The 16,824-nt window shown below is 30.9% G+C and carries 16 protein-coding genes; 14 read left to right on the top strand and 2 right to left on the bottom strand.

The features are described 5' to 3' along the window. Window positions 1-48 precede the first annotated feature (48 nt). Complete coding sequence (locus KPL44_RS15695) at window positions 49-1,182, bottom strand: glycosyltransferase family 4 protein (RefSeq protein WP_216252220.1); 1,134 nt, start codon at window positions 1,180-1,182, stop codon at window positions 49-51. 139 nt (window positions 1,183-1,321) lie between these two features. On the opposite strand from KPL44_RS15695, the gene KPL44_RS15690 reads away from it, so the two are divergent. The 14 genes from KPL44_RS15690 to KPL44_RS15630 all read left to right on the top strand — a co-directional run bounded on the left by KPL44_RS15690 (window position 1,322) and on the right by KPL44_RS15630 (window position 15,937). Further along, the gene (locus KPL44_RS15690) at window positions 1,322-2,326 is read left to right on the top strand and encodes a CotS family spore coat protein (protein WP_216252218.1); all 1,005 of its coding nucleotides are present in this window, start codon (window positions 1,322-1,324) and stop codon (window positions 2,324-2,326) included. A 119-nt stretch (window positions 2,327-2,445) separates the two neighbouring features. Beyond that, window positions 2,446-3,360: a sporulation peptidase YabG gene (yabG, locus tag KPL44_RS15685; RefSeq protein WP_216252216.1), complete on the top strand. Its 915-nt coding sequence runs from the start codon at window positions 2,446-2,448 to the stop codon at window positions 3,358-3,360. Between the two features lie 246 nt (window positions 3,361-3,606). Continuing rightward, window positions 3,607-3,843, top strand: coding sequence for a Veg family protein (locus tag KPL44_RS15680; protein WP_071611048.1), 237 nt, complete (start codon window positions 3,607-3,609; stop codon window positions 3,841-3,843). Between the two features lie 281 nt (window positions 3,844-4,124). Continuing rightward, window positions 4,125-5,687, top strand: coding sequence for a DUF3794 and LysM peptidoglycan-binding domain-containing protein (locus tag KPL44_RS15675; protein ID WP_216252214.1), 1,563 nt, complete (start codon window positions 4,125-4,127; stop codon window positions 5,685-5,687). A gap of 255 nt (window positions 5,688-5,942) precedes the next feature. Next, window positions 5,943-6,785, top strand: a complete 843-nt coding sequence (gene ispE, locus KPL44_RS15670; RefSeq protein WP_216207172.1) for a 4-(cytidine 5'-diphospho)-2-C-methyl-D-erythritol kinase — start codon at window positions 5,943-5,945, stop codon at window positions 6,783-6,785. A 206-nt stretch (window positions 6,786-6,991) separates the two neighbouring features. Beyond that, window positions 6,992-7,183, top strand: coding sequence for a CLC_0170 family protein (locus KPL44_RS15665; protein WP_216252212.1), 192 nt, complete (start codon window positions 6,992-6,994; stop codon window positions 7,181-7,183). Window positions 7,184-7,232: 49 nt separating this feature from the next. Further along, window positions 7,233-8,693 (top strand): spore germination protein, encoded by a 1,461-nt coding sequence (locus tag KPL44_RS15660; protein ID WP_216252210.1) that lies wholly within the window; start codon window positions 7,233-7,235, stop codon window positions 8,691-8,693. A 37-nt stretch (window positions 8,694-8,730) separates the two neighbouring features. Then, the gene (locus KPL44_RS25375; protein ID WP_253201805.1) at window positions 8,731-9,846 is read left to right on the top strand and encodes a GerAB/ArcD/ProY family transporter; all 1,116 of its coding nucleotides are present in this window, start codon (window positions 8,731-8,733) and stop codon (window positions 9,844-9,846) included. Next, window positions 9,836-11,011 carry a Ger(x)C family spore germination protein gene (locus KPL44_RS25370; protein WP_253201804.1) on the top strand — a complete coding sequence of 392 codons (1,176 nt, stop codon included), beginning with the start codon at window positions 9,836-9,838 and terminating at the stop codon, window positions 11,009-11,011. The genes KPL44_RS25375 and KPL44_RS25370 overlap by 11 nt, the downstream gene beginning before the upstream one ends. A gap of 62 nt (window positions 11,012-11,073) precedes the next feature. Then, window positions 11,074-11,703 carry a stage II sporulation protein R gene (spoIIR, locus tag KPL44_RS15650; RefSeq protein ID WP_216252208.1) on the top strand — a complete coding sequence of 210 codons (630 nt, stop codon included), beginning with the start codon at window positions 11,074-11,076 and terminating at the stop codon, window positions 11,701-11,703. An 82-nt stretch (window positions 11,704-11,785) separates the two neighbouring features. Next, window positions 11,786-13,156, top strand: coding sequence for a germination protein YpeB (ypeB, locus tag KPL44_RS15645; RefSeq protein WP_216252207.1), 1,371 nt, complete (start codon window positions 11,786-11,788; stop codon window positions 13,154-13,156). Between the two features lie 223 nt (window positions 13,157-13,379). After that, on the top strand, window positions 13,380-14,411 hold the full coding sequence (locus KPL44_RS15640; RefSeq protein ID WP_216252204.1) for a D-alanine--D-alanine ligase family protein: 1,032 nt from the start codon (window positions 13,380-13,382) through the stop codon (window positions 14,409-14,411). Window positions 14,412-14,435: 24 nt separating this feature from the next. Beyond that, window positions 14,436-15,419, top strand: a complete 984-nt coding sequence (locus tag KPL44_RS15635) for a tRNA 4-thiouridine(8) synthase ThiI (RefSeq protein WP_216252202.1) — start codon at window positions 14,436-14,438, stop codon at window positions 15,417-15,419. A 32-nt stretch (window positions 15,420-15,451) separates the two neighbouring features. Continuing rightward, complete coding sequence (locus KPL44_RS15630) at window positions 15,452-15,937, top strand: DUF1934 domain-containing protein (protein ID WP_216252361.1); 486 nt, start codon at window positions 15,452-15,454, stop codon at window positions 15,935-15,937. 228 nt (window positions 15,938-16,165) lie between these two features. Here KPL44_RS15630 and KPL44_RS15625 read toward each other — a convergent pair. Beyond that, window positions 16,166-16,824 (bottom strand): IS200/IS605 family accessory protein TnpB-related protein (locus tag KPL44_RS15625; RefSeq protein WP_216252200.1); only part of this gene is annotated, 659 nt, incomplete at its 5' end.

The following is a 16,824-nucleotide window of genomic DNA, read 5'->3' as shown; positions in this document are numbered from 1 at the left end:
CCCCCACTTAGTGATAAATGCACTATGTGGGGGTTTAAAGTAGTGAAATTATATTTTGTTTGTTTCTAGTATGTTTTGATAAGCAATTAGAGTGCTTGCAGCTGTATTATCCCAAGTTAAGGTAGAGGCTCTTTTTAATCCTTTAGTTATAAGAGACTGCCTTAAGAGATCATCATGAAGTACATTGTACATTTTTTCACTTAACTCATTAATGTCATAAGGATTTACAAGAAGCGTTGAATCTTTAACTATTTCAGGTATAGATGTGACATTTGACGTTATTACAGGTATTCCACAGGCCATTGCTTCAATTGGTGGTAGACCAAAACCTTCATAAAATGAAGGATACACAAAGAGCTCACAAGCATTGTACATGAAGGGTATATGGTTCATAGATATAAAGCCTGGAAAGATTACTTTATCATCAATGTGAAGAGTTTGTGCTCTTTTTTTATATATATCATAGGATTTACCTTTGCTACCTGCAATGACTAATTTAATGTCCTTTTTTAATCTTGGAAGAAGCATGCTAAATGAATCAAGTAATCCAAGAATATTTTTTCTAGGACTGAACCCTCCGATATATAAAATATAGTCCCCTGTAATAGAATAGTTTTTTTCAACTATAGATTTACTAAAAGTTTTATCATAAGGTTTATAAATATCCTCACTAGCTAAATAAGTAACATATATTTTTTCCCTCGGAAAGTTAAAAGCTTTAATAATATCTTCTTTTGAATACTCCGACACAGTAATTATTCCATCACACATAGGAATGATGTTTGGTAATTTTTCATTAAATATTTTAAGATATTGATCGCCTACGGTATCTGGCATTTTATATGGAATAATATCATGTAGCGTAATAACAAAGGGACAATCTTTGCTAACAGGTAAACCAATACCATTTTGAGGGACGTGGTATATATCTATAGACTTGTCTAGTAATGGGTTAGAGACATTTACTTCATTCCAGAAGTTATCTTGTTTTTCCTGTTTAATAGGTTTTATATGGAAATTATTTTTGAATGGTATACCTAGATTACAGTCGTTTGGCACAAAAAGCGAATAATCATTGTAATCATCAATTTTATTTAAAGAGTTAATTAGTTGGTAAGAATAAGTTCCTATACCAGTTCCTCTATACCACTTTGCAGCTCTAGCATCAATTCCAATTTTCATTTTAAGACTCCTTAAACAACGATTTAATATATCTATATATTTTATTATATTAAAAGAAATCATAAATGTTATTAAAATATTCAAGAATTCATTCTAAAATAAAATATTAGTAATATAAATGATATAGGGGGTGAGTAATATGATGAGGGAATTTGAAATTGAAAGACAGTATGGCATTAAAATAGAAAGTATACGTCCTAACAAGGGAGTGTATTTGCTAAAGACAGATGATGGAGCTAAGTGTCTAAAAAAAATAAGTTACGGTACACAAAAACTTTTGTTTGTATACGGAGCTAAAGAGCATCTTGCAAACAATGGGTTTGACAAGGTGGATAGATATTTTTTGAATACTGAAGGGAATCCTTATGCATTAGTTAATGAAGATATTTACACACTTTCAAAGTGGATAGATGGTCGCGAGTGTGATTTTCGAAATGAAGAGGATTTGGTTTTAGCTGCAAAAAACTTAGCTTTCATGCATATTGCATCAAAGGGGTATGATCCACCAGAAAACAGTAAGTTAAAAACGGATCTTGGAAGATGGCCAAATTTAATGGAAAAAAGAATAAAGTCATTTGATAAAATGCAGGGCATGATTAGAAAAAAGAAGAATTTTAAAACAGATTTTGATATGAACTATATTAGGAGTGTAGAGGATCAAAAGATGCTCGGGAAAAGAGCTATGGCGATACTCGAGGACTCAAGATATTTTGACATATGTAGGCAAACAGAAGAAGAAAAAGGGTTTTGCCATCATGATTATACTTATCATAATATTATTGTTGATAAAAATAATGATGTAAACATAATTGATTTTGATTATTGCAAAAGAGAAGTAAAAGCATATGATTTATCTAATTTTTTAATCAAAATGCTTAAAAAGCAGGATTGGGACATAAAGTATGCTGAAATAGTATTAGAGGCATACAGTAGTGTAAATCCTCTGTCATTAGAAGAGTACAGACTTATATATGCATTTCTAGTATTCCCACAACGTTACTGGAGACTTTGCAATAGATACTACTATAATGAAGTTACGTGGATTCAAAACACTTTTAACAAGAAGATGGAGGAGTTAATTTCTGAAAAAGAAAGGTTTATGGTATTTATTGAAGATTATAAAAGAGTATTTAATCAGAAATAGTATGAAGCACGCTATTCATTAAAGTTATGTAGATGAAATATTTACATAACTTTTTCATGCTCACCTATTAGCTATAATTTCATACTATATAGTATGGAATTAAATGTGGAGGTGGTTTTGTGAAAATAGGAGATATTGTAGTAAGGAAATCTTACGGCGGAGACATTACTTTTAAAATAATGGATGTTGTGATAAGAGATAATAAAGATGTGTTTTTACTTAAGGGAATAAATTTAAGAATAGAGGCGGATTCAACAAGCGACGATTTACAATTAGTATCAGAAGATGTTATTTATGAAATTGACAGGGTTTTTAATAAAAAAGTAAATGAATCTATTAAGAAAATATTAATTAATAGGGTTAAAGGAACTAGGGGAGATAAATCAGAAGCAATTGATTTTAAAGGAAAAATTAAAGAATTACAATCAAAGAAAGAAAAATACAAAGACTACAAAAATAAAAATATGACTTTCGGAAGACCAGGAAAAATATTGCATGTAGATGGTGACTCTGAATACTTAGAAGTTTGTCTAAAGACTTATAAACAGTTATCTTTGGATGCTGTAGGTAGAGTAATATCTGAAAAAGACCAAGCAAATGAGATAGTAAATCTTGTTAAAGAAGTTAAGCCTGATATAGTAGTGATTACGGGGCATGATGGCATGGTGAAGGGAATAAGCGATTATATGAATTTAGATAATTATAGAAATTCAAAATATTTTGTAGAGACGGTTATTGCCCTTAGATCTTATAATAGTAACTATGATGATTTAGTTATCTTTGCAGGTGCATGTCAATCGTGTTATGAGGCAATTTTAGATGCCGGTGCTAATTTCGCTAGTGCTCCAAATCGTGTTCTAATCCATTGTTTAGATCCTGTTTTAGTTTCAGAGAAGATAGCCTATACAAATATAGAAACAGTTGTAGCTATAGAAGACGTTATAGAAAATACTATAACAGGACTTGCGGGTATAGGTGGATTACAAACTAGAGGTAAGTATAGAGAGGGGTTTCCTAAATCACAGTATATATAGAGGGATGTAATAAAGGGATTTATATATAAAATATAATACAATTAACGTTAAACTGGAGTTTTAGGGGGTAAAGGTTCATAAAATAGATGAAAATTAATTATATGACTAATAATCCATGAAAATGAATTTTGTTAACACAAAATCAGCATTGACAAAATTGTTATAGTAGTGATAAAATGTTATGCCTACTTGACAAAAACAAAAATATGATATATAATATAGAATGTGGAAAGAGGGTGTTTTGCAGTGGAAAAAATTAATGTATTGACCTCAATAAAAGATGAAATTGAAAGTCATGTTGGCGAGAGAGTAACACTTAAAGCTAATGGCGGAAGAAGAAAAATTCTTGTGGATAATGGAGTTATTGAAAAGACATATCCAAATATTTTTGTTATTAGATTAGAAAAAGACACCCACAGGACTGTGACGTATAGTTATTCAGATGTTTTGACAAAGACGGTTCAAATAGTTTTTGCAGGATAAGCGATACTGTATCATAGTATCGTTTTTTATATTTATAAATTAATCTTATGAATTTAGGATTAACAAGGCATATATTAGGTGAAATGCATTTAGTTAGCAATAACAATGTGTTTTACATGATATATGTTTTTTTATGTAAAAATATGATGAATTATGTTATACGATTATAAAAAATAAATATCATATTTTGATCACTATTTATATATATATTATATAGTAGGTATTTTAGGAGGGTAGCGATGTGTAAATGTTACCCCAATAGAAATACAAGGAGGTATAATATGGAGATAAATTTAATTAAGGAAAATATTGAATATGAACAATTACTAGGAGAAAACACTGTTGATACAGTGGTGAAAGAGGAATACGTGATACCGGATACTCATCCAGATGTAAAAGAAATTCTTATGTTAGATGTTAAAGTTTCTATAAACTCTAAAGAAATAATTCAAGATAAAGTATTTTTAGAAGGTGAAATTCAATATAATGTTCTTTATATTACAAAAGATCAAGAGCACAGCGATGTTGAGAATGTTGTATATAATTCTAAATTTTCAAATACAGTAGATATAGTGGGTGCGATGCCTGAAATGCTTTGTGATGCTGAGTGTTTTGTAGAACATATGGAGTGCAGAATAGTTAATGAGAGAAAAATATGCCTAGAGGGTATTTTAAAATCAAAATCTGAAATATATAAAAATTATAATTTCCAAATAGTTAAAGATATCGAAGCAGTTAAGGATGTACAATATTTAAAAAATCCTACTAGTATAGATAAGGTAACAAAGAATTTTGAAGGTGAACTTATTGGTAAAGCTAATATAAAAGTTCCAATGGAGAAACCAGAGATTGCTAAAATTATAAAGTGTGATGTTAATATTCATAAAAAAGAAGTGAAATTATACGAAGGAAAAATTCAACTTAATGCATATGCGCTTATTAATATGATATATAAGGGCAAAGATAGTAGGGAGCTAATTTATGTTGAACACGAAGTTATGGTAAATAAGGAATTAGATTTTGAAGACGTAAAGCCTTATATGGATAATTATACAGATTTTAAGGTAGATGCGATGGAGTATGATATTAAGGAAGATGACTTAGGAGAAAAAAGAATTATTGATGTAGAGTTTATAATAAAAACTAATACACGGGGTATGTATAAAGAAGAAGTGGATATGATTGAAGATGTGTATTCACCAACTACGATGCTTGAGATGGATAAAAAAGATTATGGTCTTAATGTAATGCAAGGACAATTATTAACGGAAACATTAGTTAAGGGTGATATAGAACTAGATAGTAGTAGAAGCGTACCAAGTAAGATTATTATGACTAATGCGACTGTTTGTATAACGGATAAAAAGGTAATAGAGGATAAGGTTGTAATTGACGGTATAATGAATGTAACGGTGTTATACAGAAGTGATGATGAAGAAAAATATTTATCTGCTGTATCTGAGGAGATTCCTTTCACATGTGGAGCTGATATATTAGGATCTAAGATAAATATGAGCAGCATGTGTAGAGTATCAATGGAAAATATAAATGTAGATATTGAGGCAGGAAATATAGCAGTTAGGGCTGTTGTAAAAGTATATGTACGTGTAAATTATATGGTACAAAAGAAATTCTTAGTTGATGTTTATCCAATAGAGGGTGAAGTACCTGCGAAAAGAGCGAGTGTTACTATTTATGTAGTCCAAGTTGCGGATACATTGTGGAAAATAGCTAAAAAATATAATACTACAATTCAAGACATTGCAAGAGTTAATCAAATAGAAGATCCTAATGTTATAAAAGTTTCACAAAAACTTATAATACCAGGTAGAATAATTATATAACTAAAATGTCTTTATCGACTTAAAAAACTGATATTTCTTTTAGATGGAATTAGCCCCAATGTGTTGTAAATAACACACTGGGGCTTTAATTATAGTATCTTATTTTAAATTATATGTAGCAATATTAATTTTGTTGTAATATACTAATTTTAATGACAATAGTGTAAATCTCCTTCTGAAGTCGTTAATGCAACGACCTAGGAGATGATTTAAGCGGTAGCTTGAGAAACTGTTAATAAGAGTTGGAGGAAAATCATGTTAGTAAAAGCTTATGGAAAAATAAACATATCTTTAGATGTAGTAGGTAAAAGAGAAGATGGGTATCATCTACTAAAAATGATTATGCAAAATGTAGATTTATATGATTCTTTGTCCTTTCAAAAATGTAATAAGGGTATTAATATAAGCTGTAATAAACCTTACATACCTACAGATGAGAAAAATCTAGTGTATAAAGCTGCACAACTTTTTATGGATACTTATGATATTCATGAAGGCATAAACATATATCTTAAAAAAAATATCCCGGTTGCGGCAGGTATGGCAGGTGGGAGTGCAGATGCAGCAGCTGTTTTAAAGGCACTTCCGCAGATCTTTAAAATAGATGTTGATGTTAATGAACTTATGAAGCTTGGCGTAAAAATAGGGGCAGATGTTCCTTATTGCATAATGGGAGGAACTGCATTGTGTGAGGGGATAGGAGAAATTATTACTCCTCTTAAGCCATTTAAAAATCAAATTTTAGTGCTTGTAAAACCTAATTTTGGAGTATCAACAAAGGAAGTTTTTAAAAATTTAGATGTTACCAAAATTTTTAAGCATCCAGATACTGATTCAATAATTAAGGCTATGGAACAAGAAAACGTAGAGGCTGTATGTAACGGCATGAAAAACTTGCTTGAAAATGTTACTTTAAGAAAATATCCCGTGCTTAAAAGGATAAAAGAAGATATGATTAAAATGGGTGCGATGGGTTCTATGATGAGTGGAAGCGGACCTACGATATTTGCTTTCTTCGATGATATGTTAAAAGCTCAAAGGTGTTATGATAAATTTAAAATTCAATATAAAGAAATATATTTAACAAGAACAATTTAGATATAATTTTTTAGGAGAACATAAGAACGTGCAAAAATCATTTGTGATTTTTGCACGTTTTTTATATTTATTACCATGTATCTAAGTGAATATTTTTTGCAAGTGTCGTAAAAACTAGCTGTGTAAAATAAAAATAAAAATATTCAAGTATAGGCTTTTTATAACTTGAATTAATTTGTTAATTATACTAAAACAAGGAGTGAAAAATGAGGATATTAGGTTTGTTTGATATATATTTTTTAGCAATGATGCTGATTGAAGGCACCGTTGTACTTACCGTAGATGCTAGATTTTTTAAGAAGTCTGGCAGTGTGATTCTTAGTAGAAAAGCGCACACCATAGGCTGGACTACGATAATTATAGCTATCATTTTATTTACACTAAGGTGGATCTTTTGATAAGTGCGAACATTTAGATAATACATATATATATAAGGAAGTGAAGCTTATGAAGGAAACAATAAACGATAAAATTGAATTAAAAGCAGAAAAAAATATTGAATACCTAAAAGAGCTTTTACAAGATAACTCGGATATGATTTTTAGAACTTTTAATGTAGGAAAGTGGGAGGCCTCATTAGTCTATATAGATGGAATGGCAGATAAACTGCTACTTGATCATTATGTATTAGAGCCACTAATGCTTGCTGCAAATGGAATAGAGGATGTAGAAGAAATAAAAGACAATGTGCTTGCAGTCACTGATATGCGAGAAGTGAAAAAAATGAGTGAAGGAGTTAATGCTGCGCTTTCTGGTGACACATTAATGTTTATAGATGGCTTAGACTGCGCCTATGTTATTGCTTCGCGTTCTTGGCCTGCTAGAGGGGTAGGTGATCCATCTGGTGAAACCGTAATTCGCGGAGCTAGGGAAGGGTTTACAGAAACTATAAGATTTAATACCGCTTTAATTAGAAGACGGATTAGAGATACTAGGCTACGAATTAAGCGTAAAACCTTAGGAACTAGATCTAAAACAGATGTTGTTATTATGTATATTGACGACATAGTAAATAAAGGAGTACTTGATGAGCTTGAGCACCGAATAGATAAAATAAACATTGATGCAGTTTTTGATAGTGCATACATTGAGCAGTTAATAGAGGATAATAAATATTCGCCTTTTCCTCAAATACAAAGCACAGAGAGGCCGGATGTAGTAGCTGCAGCTTTATACGAGGGAAGAGTAGCACTTCTTGTGGATAATTCTCCATTTGCAATTATTGTTCCAGCTACATTACCTAATTTATTTCAATCACCTGATGATTATTATCAGAGATGGATGCATGGTTCTATAGTTAGATTTATAAGGATGATTTCTATTTTTATTTCTCTTACAGCGCCAGCACTTTATGTAGCAATCACATCTTATCATGCAGATATTATACCTACTAAATTAGCCTATGCTATAGCGGCGTCAAGAGAAGGTGTTCCATTCCCGGCATTTATAGAGGCTATAATTATGGAGATATTTTTTGCGCTACTTATGGAGGCTGTGGTTAGGTTGCCAAGGCCCATTGGAGCAACTATTGGTATAGTTGGAGGACTTGTTATAGGTCAGTCCGCAGTAAGTGCAGGAATAGTTAGTCCAATAATGATAATTATTGTGGCGATTACTGCTATTACTACGTTTGTAACCCCAAGCTATGAGGTCTCAACAGCTTTTAGACTTGTTAGATTTTTGCTTATTATAGCTTCGGCAATTATAGGTTTCTATGGAATAATGATTGGGCTTATTGTACTTCTCATTCATCTAGTTAGAATGAAAAGCTTTGGAGTACCTTATTTAGCTCCAGCAGTTAATACTAATATTAAAGATTTGAAAGATATGTATATTAGAGAGCCAATATCTGAACTAAAAGAGAGGCCAAAATATATGGAAACGGGAGATAAGATAAGACAGAAATAGATTGAATCGCTTTTTATTTGGAGGTGAATATTATATTATGGCAGATAGAGAAAAAGTTGAGGATTTTGGACTATTTACAACCATTGTGGTAGCGATAGTTGGTGTAGGAATTTTTTCTGCTCCAAGGGAAGTCATAAATAAAGTAGATAGTGATGCGTGGATAGTTACTATAATTTGTGGGATAATAATTTCTTTATTATTGTATCTTATATACAAGGTAATGAAGAAAAATAACTTCGAGGATTTCACAAGTATATTACAAAATAATTTTGGTAAGATTTTTGGAGGGATGGTTGCTATTACTTTTTCAATTTATAGCATATTCATTGTGTCCCTTGGGATGAGGGAGTTCGTCGAAGTAATTAAACTATATTTATTAAGGCGAACTCCTACAGAATTTATTATAATGATCACTATTTTGACCGCTACATATTTAGTAAGAGGTGAAATAGGTGATTTAATTAAGTTTAATGAAATATCATTTTGGGTTATGTTTATTCCAGCATTTGCAGTGCTAATACTCACTGTAATAAATGCGGACTTCACAAATTTATTACCAGTACTTCACAATAAGCCATCTGAATATTTTAAGGCTTCTAAATATATTCTGTTTTGTTTTGGTGGAATAGAAATAGCATACCTTGTTCTTCCATATGTTAAAAATAAAAAAGATTGTTTAGGTGTTTTAAAAAAGAGTGTAACATTTGTAACAGTCTTTTATTTGATAATAATGATTTTTGTTTTAGCTGTGTTTTCTAAAGCGCAGAGTAAAGTGTTATTATGGCCAACTATTACTATGATAAAGTCATTAGATATACCAGACACGTTTATAGAACATTGGGAAGGGGTAGTTATGGCATTTTGGATATTCTTTTATTTCACAACATTTGTTAATACTTATTTCTTCTCGTGTGAAATTATAAAAAATGTAGTTAAGTTAAAGGATACTAAGTTATCTTCGCTTTTAATAATGCCTATTGTTTATGTCATATCGTTATATCCAAAGAATATAGCAGAAATTTATGATTTACAATTTAAAACGACTCCTGTGTTATTAACAGCGATATTTCTTTTTGTAGTGTTACCGATCCTCATTTTAATTATAGGTAAAGGTAAAGATCGCGGAAGGGGGGAAAGCAAAGATGAAATTTAAAAAAATTTTACCGATCATCCTAAGTTGTATTTTATTAAGTGGATGCTGGGATAAGGTGGAAATTGATAGGCGAAACTTTATATCTACTATAGCTGTTGACCCTGGAGAAGATATTGGTAAAGAGAAGACGTTAAAGGATATTAAATCTGATGATCCATTTCCAGAGAGACAAATTAAAAAAATTAATGTAACTTATGGATTTCCAGACATGAGTATGCTCGTAACAGGGAAAAGTGAAAGTGCTTTGGATAAGTATATCAATACTGATGCATCTTCCATGGAAGATGCGTATTCTGAAGCTACAGCTAAGAGTAGTAGAGATATATTCATGGGACATACAAAGCTTTTAATATTAAGTAACGATTTATTGAAACATAAGGATACAGTTAAGGAAATAATAGATTATCTGCAGCGAGACCCAAGAATAAATAGGATGATGCAGGTAGTTGTTTCAGACGGCTTAGCGCAGGATTATGTAAAATTCAAACCTATGACTGAAAATAGTACGCAATATTATATTTCAGGACTTATGGATAACAGCAAGAGAAATTCTAGGATTATGAGCACTACTTTAAATGAATTCCTTATATTATTAAGTGAAAATGGCAATGCGTTATTACCTAGAATAACGATAGATAAGCAAAAAAATGAATTGATGTTAACAGGTGCCGCCATAATTCGCGATTATGAACTAAAAGGATATTTTACGCCACTTGAATTACTAGATATTCAAATGCTAAATGGTAAGTTTAAAGTTGGTAAAAAAGTTATTTATGTAGATGGTCATCCTGTAGATTATGTTATAGACGGATATACAAGAAAAATGAAAGTTACTCAGGAAGGCAGTAAGTTAACTATTAATGTAAATATCAACCTTGAGGGGCAGATAAGTGAGTATTATGTAGGTAAAAAAATACTTGATAAAGGAGAGCTGCAAAGGTTACAAAATAATTTTAATAAGTCTATTAGTAAAGAATGTGAAAAAATTATGGAAATTGCTATAAAAGAATTTGGGATAGATCCCTTTGGTACCAGAGAATATATAGAAAAGTTTAAACCAGATTTATGGAGCAAAATAGAGAAAGATTGGAATGAGGAGTATAAAAAAATATCAGTAAATGTAATTGTTAATACTGAAATTAGAAGAATTGGAGCGGTCCAGTGAATATAATTACATAATATGGTAATAGTATTAATATAGATTTATTATATCCGGGGGGGATAAACATGAAAAAGTTTATATTAACAAGTTTTACCGTAATAATTATAATTTTCATAGCTCTAAATTCAACGAGTTTAAGTGGGAAAGCAAGTCAAAGTGATGTTGCGAGTAAACTTATAAGATTTCATGTAATAGCTAATAGTGATGATAAAATAGATCAAAATTTAAAATTAAAAGTAAGAGATTCTGTTTTAAAATATATATCACCGAAAATCGTGGATTGCAAAAATATAAAAGAGTCAAGAAAGATTATAAATAATGAAAATAAAAATATAGAAAAAATTGCGGAAAGGGTTATAAAAGAAAATGGTTTTAAATATTCAGTAGCTACATCTCTATCAGAAGAATATTTTCCGGTTAAAACCTATGGAAATATAACTTTGCCTCAAGGTAAATATGAGGCTTATAGAATAATTATTGGAACGGGCAAAGGACAAAACTGGTGGTGTGTAATGTTTCCTCCACTATGTTTTGTAGATATTACAAAAGGTAACGTATCTTATGAAAAAACTGAAAAAGAAATGAAAACAGTATTATCGGATGATGAGTATAAAATGGTAGACAATACTGTTAGTAGCAAAAAAATAATTGTTAAATTTAAACTAGGAGAAATCTTCACTAAATTAGTTAGCTAAGGATAAATTAAATAGCGAATAGGGTATATAAAAATCTATATGTTTTATATATCACCTTGGTAGAATATCAGGAGGAAAACATATGAAAATGTCAAAGAAAAGGATTTTGTATACAAGTATTGCAACTATAATTGTTGTGTTCTCAACTACGTTTGCTATATTAATGTTTTTGGAAAGATTAGATTATAGAAATTATCTTCAGGCAGAATATAGTAAAAACATGTATGAACTTGTCGACTCTGTACAAAATATAAGAGTAAATCTAGGTAAATCCGCTATTGTTGGTTCCCCTGAGCAAAGTATAATAGTATTCGAAGAGGTTTTTAGATATTCTGCCACTGCAAATGATAAATTACATTCGTTGCCAATTGATCAAGCAGTTGTTGGAGATACTAGTAAGTTTTTAACTCAAGTAGGGGATTTTTGTTATACTTTAGCAGCGGCATCATCGGAGGGGAAGGAACTTACTGATAAGCAGTATGAGGTAATTGATAAATTAGAAATGCAATCATATACACTTCAAGAACAATTAAATAATGTGCTTTCTGAAATAAATGAAGGTAAAGTTAAATGGGGAGAAATTAGGAAGAAGAGTAGTGGGGTAATTGCAAAAACAGGTGAAAACCTTGTTACTCAAAGATTTACAGGTATACAAAAACAAATAGTGCAATATCCAGCATTAATTTACGATGGGCCTTTTTCTGATAATGTGGTTGAAATAAAGCCTAAAGTATTGTCTGAAAAGGAAGTTAGTGAGAAAAAGGCAGCCGAGGTAATAAACAATATGTTTGGCAAAGATAAAATTGAAAAGATTGAGTATAAGCAACAAGCTGGAAAGACAAATATACCGACCTATACATTTTATGTATCATTTAAGGGAAGAGCAAAAGGTGATGCTAAAACAGTAATAGAAATAAGCAAAAATGGAGGCAAGGTAGTTTATTTGTTGGATAATAGAACTATAGGTAAAGCAACATTAAATATTCAAAAAGCAATAGATGGCGGAAGTAAGTTTCTTAGCAAAACAGGATATGAAAATATGGAGTCTACATACACTTTAGACTATGGGAATACAGTGGTAGTAGCTTATGTGTATAAGCAAGGCAATGTAGCGATTTATCCAGATCAAGTAAAACTTAAGATTGCTTTAGATGATGGTAGCATTATAGGAATTGAATCTGAAAAATTTTTAGTTTCCCATGTAGAAAAGAGAGAAATGGTTGCTCCAAAAATAACCGAAGCTAAAGCACAGGAAAAGGTTGGTAAAAGGCTAAAAATAAACAAAATTAGTTTAGCGATTATACCTACCGAGACTAATAAAGAAGTTTTATGTTATGAATTCTTGGGATCATATAAGGGAAAAGATTTTATAGTATACATTAATGCTAGTACTGGTTATGAACAAAGAATAATAGAAATAATTGATACGCCTAATGGAAAACTAACAATTTAATAAATATAGAGGGCTAAATAATCATAAAAACATAATATAGTGATTTTAATAAAGGATATTTGTGCACAAAATGCAGATATATCCTTTATTCTGTTGAATTATTTTTAAATTAGCATTATAATTTTAAGTTGTGTTATCATATACGGTGAAGTTTAAAAATTAAAATACAAAGTAATAGGTACAATGATATAATATAAATTATGGTTATAAGGAGAGAATGTTTATGAAAAAGAAAGTAGCGATATTATTTGGTGGACAGTCTACAGAACATGAAGTCTCGAGAGCGTCAGCGACATCAGTATTGAAAAATATTGATCAAACAAAATATGACATATACCCTATAGGAATAACTAAGGACGGGTTATGGTTTCAATATACTGGAAAAGTAGAAAATATAGAAAATGGAGAATGGGAAACAGACGAGTATTTTAAAATGCCAGAGGGTCAAAAGGTTTTATTTAATAAAGAAGTAGATGTAGTATTCCCAGTATTACATGGTTCTTTTGGAGAAGATGGAACTATTCAAGGTATGTGTAAATTGTACAATATCCCTTGTGTGGGTCCTGGAGTAATGTCCTCTGCTATTTGTATGGATAAAATATATACAAAATATTTGCTCGAAAAATTCAATGTAAAGCAAGCTGATTATGTGGTAATAAATGCGAGTGAATATGTAAAAGATAAAGATAACCTGATATCGAGGATAGAAAAAGAATTGGGGTATCCAGTATTTATTAAACCGGCTAATGGCGGGTCTTCCGTAGGTATAACAAAGGCACACGATCAAAAAGAATTAATAGTGGGAGTCACCGATGCCTTAAAATATGATAGAAAAATTTTAGTTGAGCAGGCTATTAATGCAAGGGAAATTGAAGTAGGAGTGATGGGGAACGATGATCCAAAGGCTGCTATTCCAGGAGAGGTAATACCAGCAAAAGAGTTTTATGATTATGAAGCTAAATATAAAAACGAGGAATCTAAACTATTAATACCAGCAGCATTAAATGAAGCAAAACTACAGAGTGTTAAAGATGAAGCTATAAAAATTTACAAAATATTAGATTGTGCTGGAATGGCAAGAGTAGATTTCCTTGTAGATAAAGAAACGGAAGATATTTATTTAAATGAGGTTAATACTATACCAGGGTTTACTAAAATAAGTATGTACCCTAAAATGTGGCAAGCTACAGGTAAAACTTATGTGGAACTTATTGATGAACTTATTGAACTAGCGATTGAAAGAAATAATAAATAGTAATTTAAGAGAGGCGAAATACTTATGACAACAGCTTTGGCTATGATTTCCGGAGGCCTTGATAGTACTCTCGCAGCAAAACTTGTAAAAGATCAAGGGATAGAAGTTATTGGTATATGCTTTAAATCAAACTTTTTTGGAGAAAAAAATGCATTGAAAATGGTCAAACAAATAGATATACCACTAGAAGTTATAGATTTTTCAGATGAACATTTTGAAATGATGAAAAATCCAAAACATGGGTATGGTAAAAATATGAATCCTTGTATTGACTGCCATGCAATGATGATGAGGTATTGTGGAGATTTACTCAAAAAATTCCACGCTGATTTTATTATTACAGGAGAAGTTTTGAACCAAAGACCTATGTCTCAAAACAGATCATCTTTAGATATAGTAAAAAATGAATCTGGAGTAGGACATAAAATATTAAGACCATTATGTGCAAAAAATCTTAATCCAACTCAAATGGAGATTGATGGTCTAATAGATAGAGAAGCACTTATGGACATAAAAGGAAGAAATAGAAAGGTTCAAATGGAACTTGCGAGTAAGTGGGGTATTTTAGATTATCCATCACCTGCTGGTGGGTGTAAACTTACAGAACCTAATTATTCTATAAGACTTAAGGATCTTTTAGAGCATAAAGAAGAACCAACAAAAATAGATTTAAAATTACTGAAAATAGGTAGGCAGTTTAGATTGTCTAAAGATTCAAAAATTATATCTACAAGAACGGAGAAAGAGGGAGAACTTTTAGAGCAACTTTTAACTGGAGAGGACTTGATGTTTATAGCCAAGGACTATAACGGCTCTACAGTTGCTATAATAGGTATTGCTACGGATGAAGACATTGAATTCGCAGCAAGAATAACGGGCAGGTATTGTAAAGGGCGAGGCGAGAAAGTTATATCTATTAATTATGGAAAAGATGATCAGAGTCTAGATAAGTCTATAGATGTAATGCCTGCAACGCAGGAACAAATAAATAACTATATTATAAATTAGTGAGGAGTAAGTTTATGCAAAAGAGTAAGGGTATGGAGAAGAACGCTGTAATTTCAGTAGTTAGCAGACAGTCTGATAGTGAAGAGGATGGCGATTCAATTGAAGTGGTAACGCCTGGTAAATTTTACAAAGAAGACAATTGCTATTATGCAGTATACGAGGAAACAGAGATTTCAGGAATGGAAGGAACCACTACTACATTTAAAATTGATGAAGAAAAATTTACACTTATAAGAACAGGAACTACTAACACTGAAATGAACTTTAAAAAGTATTCAAGAGACTTAACTTTATATAATACACCTCATGGAGCATTAGATCTTACGGTTGATACTAGAGAACTAAAAATGAACGTAGATAAAAGTGGCGGAGATGTATTTATAGATTATGATATGATAATAGGAAATCAACAAGTTTTGAGTACGATTTTGGAAATTAAGATTAAAGCACATTCAACATACGCACCACTTATAGACGTGGGCGATTGTAAACCGCAAAAGCGGTCCAGTTCTCATTAAACTAAGAACCGTAAGAAACAATATCCTTGTAACATAGAGCTTGTTTAGTATTCTAAACAAGCTAATTTTTATAATAAGCTACAAGTATAATTATTTCATGAGTAGCTCATAATTAATGCACCCCTATCACGTAAGTGCCTTCACTGCGTAGCAATCTTAGATTTTAGGGTAACTATAAGCTATAAAGCCATTTTTTATTTTTATATTGAAGTAATTTATCTAAATAATTTAATTAAAACTAAACTTTACAATAGGCTTTTCTTTGAAGAAAACATAATTGCTTACTATAATATGTTTTACAAAAGCTTTTAAATCTGTGTATCCGAAGGTACTTGAAACTTTATAGAGGTAATGAACTTTAAGCGTTTTAATTTCTTTGGACAGTACCTTCCAATTGGTTGTAAATGTTCTATATATCAAAGGTATTTTCTCTTTATACCCAAGAGCTCTACGAGCTATACAGTATGCAGCGGATACATGAATAGATATTCCTTTAGCTTTCATATACTTTATTTTACCCATTTGGCTAGTGTATGCTGGATTTACATAAAATACGGCTAAATTTTCTTTAAAAGCCCTGGAACTGATTGCCTCAATAATTTTTTTATGAGCAAACATACTGATTTTCATATTTCGTTTAGTATTCCCATAAGTTAGTTTGGATTTACTGATATTTTTAATATCCTCACCAGCAAGTGGTTTATTTTTATCCCTGGCTATTTGAACAAGCCCTAAGGCACTCTTTTCTAAAATTTTTGAAATTTGCCCTGAAGTTCTATTTGCTATATTAAAATGTATAGTGCCAAAGTCTAATAGGTTTCCGATGCAATCAGTTTCACTCCATGCAATATGGTCGTAGTTTATATCATAGCCTACAATTCCATTTG

The sequence above is a fragment of the Clostridium sp. DSM 17811 genome (assembly GCF_018861905.1).
Lineage (GTDB): Bacteria > Bacillota > Clostridia > Clostridiales > Clostridiaceae > Clostridium_AD > Clostridium_AD frigoriphilum.
Note: the sequence above shows the minus strand (reverse complement) of the source record. Positions and strands in the feature narration are given on the sequence as shown.

What these genes read in the sequence shown, in the direction of transcription:
- KPL44_RS15675 (WP_216252214.1), top strand. Translation starts at nt 4,125, where the DNA reads ATGGAGATAAATTTAATTAAGGAAAATATTGAATATGAACAATTACTA.
- KPL44_RS15630 (WP_216252361.1), top strand. Translation starts at nt 15,452, where the DNA reads ATGGAGAAGAACGCTGTAATTTCAGTAGTTAGCAGACAGTCTGATAGT.
- ispE (WP_216207172.1), top strand. Translation starts at nt 5,943, where the DNA reads ATGTTAGTAAAAGCTTATGGAAAAATAAACATATCTTTAGATGTAGTA.
- KPL44_RS25370 (WP_253201804.1), top strand. Translation starts at nt 9,836, where the DNA reads ATGAAATTTAAAAAAATTTTACCGATCATCCTAAGTTGTATTTTATTA.
- KPL44_RS15635 (WP_216252202.1), top strand. Translation starts at nt 14,436, where the DNA reads ATGACAACAGCTTTGGCTATGATTTCCGGAGGCCTTGATAGTACTCTC.
- KPL44_RS15695 (WP_216252220.1), bottom strand. Translation starts at nt 1,182, where the DNA reads ATGAAAATTGGAATTGATGCTAGAGCTGCAAAGTGGTATAGAGGAACT.
- KPL44_RS25375 (WP_253201805.1), top strand. Translation starts at nt 8,731, where the DNA reads ATGGCAGATAGAGAAAAAGTTGAGGATTTTGGACTATTTACAACCATT.
- KPL44_RS15690 (WP_216252218.1), top strand. Translation starts at nt 1,322, where the DNA reads ATGATGAGGGAATTTGAAATTGAAAGACAGTATGGCATTAAAATAGAA.
- ypeB (WP_216252207.1), top strand. Translation starts at nt 11,786, where the DNA reads ATGAAAATGTCAAAGAAAAGGATTTTGTATACAAGTATTGCAACTATA.
- KPL44_RS15660 (WP_216252210.1), top strand. Translation starts at nt 7,233, where the DNA reads ATGAAGGAAACAATAAACGATAAAATTGAATTAAAAGCAGAAAAAAAT.
- KPL44_RS15640 (WP_216252204.1), top strand. Translation starts at nt 13,380, where the DNA reads ATGAAAAAGAAAGTAGCGATATTATTTGGTGGACAGTCTACAGAACAT.
- spoIIR (WP_216252208.1), top strand. Translation starts at nt 11,074, where the DNA reads ATGAAAAAGTTTATATTAACAAGTTTTACCGTAATAATTATAATTTTC.
- KPL44_RS15665 (WP_216252212.1), top strand. Translation starts at nt 6,992, where the DNA reads ATGAGGATATTAGGTTTGTTTGATATATATTTTTTAGCAATGATGCTG.